This window comes from Sulfurimonas sp. (genome assembly GCF_016744025.1).
Taxonomy (GTDB): Bacteria; Campylobacterota; Campylobacteria; order Campylobacterales; family Sulfurimonadaceae; genus Sulfurimonas.
Genome location: NZ_JADGFC010000149.1, coordinates 1 through 5,075, shown reverse-complemented (window position 1 = coordinate 5,075; position 5,075 = coordinate 1). Strand labels below are relative to the sequence as shown.

The 5,075-nt window shown below is 29.3% G+C and carries 7 protein-coding genes; 5 read left to right on the top strand and 2 right to left on the bottom strand.

Annotated elements, in window-relative coordinates; all coding sequences use genetic code 11:
• Window positions 1-98: 98 nt before the first annotated feature.
• The gene (locus QZZ48_RS13885) at window positions 99-611 is read right to left on the bottom strand and encodes a hypothetical protein (RefSeq protein WP_294966854.1); all 513 of its coding nucleotides are present in this window, start codon (window positions 609-611) and stop codon (window positions 99-101) included.
• Window positions 612-670: 59 nt separating this feature from the next.
• On the opposite strand from QZZ48_RS13885, the gene QZZ48_RS13880 reads away from it, so the two are divergent.
• The gene (locus tag QZZ48_RS13880; RefSeq protein WP_294966853.1) at window positions 671-847 is read left to right on the top strand and encodes a hypothetical protein; all 177 of its coding nucleotides are present in this window, start codon (window positions 671-673) and stop codon (window positions 845-847) included.
• 63 nt (window positions 848-910) lie between these two features.
• Here QZZ48_RS13880 and htpG read toward each other — a convergent pair whose 3' ends face one another.
• Entirely contained in the window at window positions 911-2,803 is a 1,893-nt protein-coding gene (htpG, locus tag QZZ48_RS13875) for a molecular chaperone HtpG (RefSeq protein WP_294966852.1), read from the bottom strand.
• Between the two features lie 163 nt (window positions 2,804-2,966).
• On the opposite strand from htpG, the gene QZZ48_RS13870 reads away from it, so the two are divergent.
• From QZZ48_RS13870 to QZZ48_RS13855, 4 genes are all read left to right on the top strand, one after another.
• Entirely contained in the window at window positions 2,967-3,296 is a 330-nt protein-coding gene (locus QZZ48_RS13870) for a hypothetical protein (protein WP_294966851.1), read from the top strand.
• Window positions 3,297-3,300: 4 nt separating this feature from the next.
• The gene (locus QZZ48_RS13865; protein WP_294966850.1) at window positions 3,301-3,756 is read left to right on the top strand and encodes a SprT-like domain-containing protein; all 456 of its coding nucleotides are present in this window, start codon (window positions 3,301-3,303) and stop codon (window positions 3,754-3,756) included.
• A gap of 51 nt (window positions 3,757-3,807) precedes the next feature.
• Window positions 3,808-4,083 carry a hypothetical protein gene (locus QZZ48_RS13860; RefSeq protein ID WP_294966849.1) on the top strand — a complete coding sequence of 92 codons (276 nt, stop codon included), beginning with the start codon at window positions 3,808-3,810 and terminating at the stop codon, window positions 4,081-4,083.
• Between the two features lie 124 nt (window positions 4,084-4,207).
• Window positions 4,208-5,075: cache domain-containing protein (locus tag QZZ48_RS13855; RefSeq protein ID WP_294966848.1), on the top strand; the 868-nt coding region annotated here is incomplete at its 3' end.

The window sequence follows — 5,075 nt, the reverse complement described above, 5'->3', positions numbered from 1 at the left end:
GGTTTGAGTAAAAGCTTGAAGTTAAATTTAGTAGATTATTATTTGGTCAATTATCAAAAAAAGCGAGTTTTTAAACCCCCGTTTTTTTAATTAAGTCATTATTTATATAACTCTTCTATACAACTGCTAAAAATCTTTTCACCCCATAAACCTTTTTTATCTATTTTTGCTCTTTTTTGAGCAAGAGTAAAATAACTTTCAAATTCTTCATCTTTGAACTTAGGTTTTAAAACAGCTAGACCCTCAACAAGAAGAAGTTCTGAAAGAGTCATTTGTCCTCTTGCATACAAAATGCATTGAGTATTTTTAATCTCTACATGATACTCTTGTCTATTTTCCAATAACGAATCAGCATAATATTCTAGTTTTGGATTTTTTTTATAAAACTTAACTATTTCATTTCTACAAACAGATCCTACTTTAGAACTATTATAAAGCTTTTCAAGAGTCAATAATCCATATGCTCTACACTCAAATGTATATTTTCCCATTGTAAAATTTTGTACTTCATTTGACACCGTATTATTTAATATTGCTAAAACAGGTTCTTTCGCATCTAGCGATAAACTAAGCAATATGTAAAACATAAAAATATTTATTTTTTTTAGCATATATAATCTTAACATGTTATAATTAAAAATTCTGAATAAATTTTAAGGTATACCGCTATATGAATGATTTTCAACTCAAACTTATACTTAGCATATTAGGTGGTGTAGTATTTTCATTTGTATTTATTCTGCTTGCTTTTGCTCTTCCACTTGAAAATAAAAAACATGCAATTATAAAAAAACCAAAGGGTGTATTAGAAAAAGTTTCATTTTCTGCTAGAAAAAATAATAAATAATAAAAAAAGAAGACGAAAACGAAGAATTATATGAGTGCTAGATATGCACTCATATAAAATAGATTATAATGCTTTAGAAATAATTCTATTTAATCTTGCAATAAATCCTGCTGTATCATCAAGTTCAATACCATCAAATAGTTTTGCCTGATCAAATAAAACGTGAGCTGCATCGTTTATAAGATTTTGATCAGTTGCATCTTTAAGTTTTACTATTAGTTCATGCTTAGGATTAATTTGTAAAATAGGAGCTGGTGCAGGAGCGCCACTGTCTTGTCCCATTTGTTTCATCATTTGAGCCATCATATAAGCTGGATCTTCTTTATCTTCTTTTAGTTTAACTGGAGAATCAACTAAGTCTGAAGTTGTTTCTACTGATTTAACATTATCACCAAGTGCTTTTTTGAACTCTTTTGCTAGACCTTCATAAGTTTTAGCAACTTCTTCTTCAGCTTTTTTCTCTTCTTCACTCTCTTCGAACTTAGCATCTGCAACTGCTACAAGTTTGTACTCTTTATAATCAGTTACCATTGGGAAGATGATAGTATCAACTTCTTCATTTAAAACTAAAACATCAATACCTTTAGCTTTAAATCTCTCTAGTGCAGGAGAAGATTTTAGCATTGAAAGTGAAGTCTTACCAGCGATATAATAAATTTCTTTTTTCTCTGCATCTACATTTTTAACAAAATCTTCAAACATTACTGTTTCTGATGAGTTAAGAGTATTTAACTTCATTAGTTCTAAGATTTTCTCACGGTTACCCATGTCACTGTAAAGACCTTCTTTAAGTACATTTCCAAATTCAGTAAAGAATTCTTCATATTTAACAGGATTTTTCTTAGCCATTTTAGCAAGCTCTGAAAGTACTTTTTTAACAGATGAGTTTTTGATTTTGTTCATTATTGCATTAGACTGTAAAATCTCACGAGATACATTAAGTGGTAAGTCTTTAGAGTCAATTACACCACGTAAAAATCTTAAGTAAGTTGGCATTAATTCTTTTTCATCATCAGTAATAAATACACGGTTGATGTAAAGTTTGATACCAGTTTGGTAATCTACTCTAAACATGTCCATAGGAGCTTTTGATGGAATGTAAAATAATGTAGTATATTCTATTGCACCCTCAGCTTTGTTATGCATCCATGTTAATGGTTCTTCTGATGAATGAGCGATTGAAGAGTAAAAATCTTTATATTCTTCTTCTTTTATTTCACCTTTAGCGATTGTCCAAAGTGCATTTGCACGGTTAATTTGCTCGTTTTCTATCTCAGTTTTTGAAGGCTCAGTCTCTTTACCATCATCATCTGTAACAGCAGGAATATGCTTTTCTTTATCCATAAAAATAGCAAATGGGATGTGGTTAGAATATTTTTTGATAATAGTTTCTATTCTATGTGTTTCTAAAAATTCATCTTCATCATCTTTTAGATGCATAACAATTGTAGTACCATGACCATCTTGAGTTGTATCTTCAATATCAAACTCACCGTCCCCTGCACTAGTCCATAATAAAGCTTTTTCTTCACCCGCTTTTTTAGTTGTAACTTCTACTTTATCTGCAACCATAAAACAAGCATAAAAACCAACACCAAATTGACCAATAAGGTTAGAATCTGCTTTTTGATCACCAGTAAGATTTTCTAAGAATGCTTTAGTACCAGACTTAGCAATAGTACCAAGGTTATTCATCAAGTCTTCTTCGTTCATACCGATACCAGAATCTTTGATAGTAAGAGTTTTAGCTTCTTTATTAGCAACTATATCTATACGAGGTGAAAAAGTAACATCTTTGTACTTTTCATCAGTTAAAACTAACATGTTTAATTTATCTAGTGCATCTGAAGCATTTGAAACCAACTCACGAATGAATATTTCTTTGTTTGAATAAAGTGAGTGAATCATTAAGTTTAATATTTGATTTGCTTCTGTTTGAAATTGATGTTTTGCCATTTTTAATGTCCTAATATGTAATATTTTCTTAGTTTATCGAAAAAAAGTTAATAAAAGCAAGTTCCATCAACTTATCTTAGTCTACTAGACTCATATAAGTTTAGTCATATCCTAGTTAATCTAATTTAGATATAATTTTCTGGCTAATAAACAGAGGTTATACATGGAAAACGATTTTATAGAAATGATGGAACCAACACCGAAACTTCTTTCTAAAAAATGTAAATTAATTTCTTTCTTAATAAGAATCTTTTTACAATTTTCTATATACATAATTGCTCTTATAGTTTGGCTGATATATGACTACTTCATTGCTATAGCTACTCTACTTCTTAGTTTTATCATTATGGGAATACTTCGCTCAAAAATCAGAAATAGTGTTATCCCATCTAAACAAAGAGAATTTCAGTATAGCGATCAAGGCATAGCAGATTGGTATACAGCAAAAGAAATTTGCAATGATGAACTCGAGCAAAAATTAGAAAAAATATAAAATTATGTTTATAAGAAAATTAGAATTAATATTTTTAGGTGTAATTGTTATTGCCATAATTGTGCTTGGAAATAACTATTACAATAATTATACTTTTAGAACAAATGAAATACCACAGAGTTATAAACAAAGAATAATAGATAAAGAGCAAGAAATTCTTCAACTAATGCAACGTCACTATAACTTTTCTTTTAAAGTTCCTCTCATCGTTACAGATAAATTCAAAGAGAGATTATACGGAATTACTGCTTATAAAAATGGAGAAATAAAAATATATCTAAACAAAAATGTAATGCAAGAGAGTATGGATTATATGGTTGATAGTGTTATATCGCATGAATATGCACATGCTCTTATTTTTAAATTAGGTAAAAGAGAGAGAGAGGAAAAGATGGACACTCCAAAGAGTGGCAAGAAGCTTGCGGAAAACTTGGTGGTATTAATTGCGAGCAATATATAAATAGCCAGGATGTAGTTATGGGTAAATTACCTTTTAATAATGGAAAATAGAATGGACTATGATTTTGAAGAAGATGCAGAACCTACTTGGCTGACAAAACAGCGCGAAGATGCCTTCCTTACTGAAAAAGCTTATGCAAAAAATGAAAAAATAGTCTATAAAAAAGGCGATCAAGTAGGAAATTTCTTATTTGTACAATACAACAAGTATAAAAATCGTGCTACATTTGAGTGCCAAGAGTGTAGTAGAAAATTCACTTACAACATCTACTCAATCAAAAATAAAAAACGTTGCAAATGGTATAAATTTCACGATAAAAAATTATAACTTTTTAAGTTATCCATCTCTTCACTAATATTCATTATTTATTTTATTTTTTCATATAAAGTCACTTTTAGGTCATTTAAAATGTATAAACTTCTTTATTAAATAAAAATAGATAAGACACATAATGAAATTAGGTTTTAAACAAAAAATATTATTTTTCTCCGGGGTATTATTAACTCTATCACTTTTAGTTTTTGCTATTGTAAGTTACAGTGCAATGAAAGAAACACTAGTTAAAGAACTAGAGTATAAACAATTAGCAGAGACTAAAACACTTAGCTTAGACATAGAGTCTTGGCTCAACTCTAAACTGACTATAACAAAAGCACTCTCACATAACTTGGCCAAATTAACTCTAATTACTAAAGAAAATAGTATTTCTTCACTGAGTCTTGCAAAAAATGCGATAAAGGCAAGTTATATGTATGCAGGTCTTGATGATGGGACTATGATATATGCAAGTGGTAAAGCAAAGAAAGAGGGTTATGATCCAAGAGTCAGACCATGGTACAAAGATGCTATAAGAAAAAATGGCCCTGTTCTTACTGATATTTACATAAGTTCTAGTTCTAAAGAGCCTACAATATCTGGAGCTATTCCTATTTTCATAAATAATCAAGCAAAGGGTGTAACAGCATTTGATTTAAGTATAAGAACTATTATGGATAAAGTGTATTCAACTAAATTTGAAGGTGGATATGCTTTTGTAATAGATAAAAATGGAAAATTTATAATGCACCCAAGCCAAGAATTTATGGGAAAAACAATTTACTCTATAGATAAATCATTGCAAGATTTAGAAAAAAAGATATTAGCTACAAAAAGTGGTGTATATGAGTATAACTATAAAGGAGAAAATAAATTTTTAACTTTTATTAAAATAAACAATGGATGGACTATAATGGTTCCCTTTTTCAAGACCAGTAAAACAAGTTTTCTTATTTCACCTCTTTACGATACCAGTGGTAACAGTTTTTGTCTCCTAGGGTCTA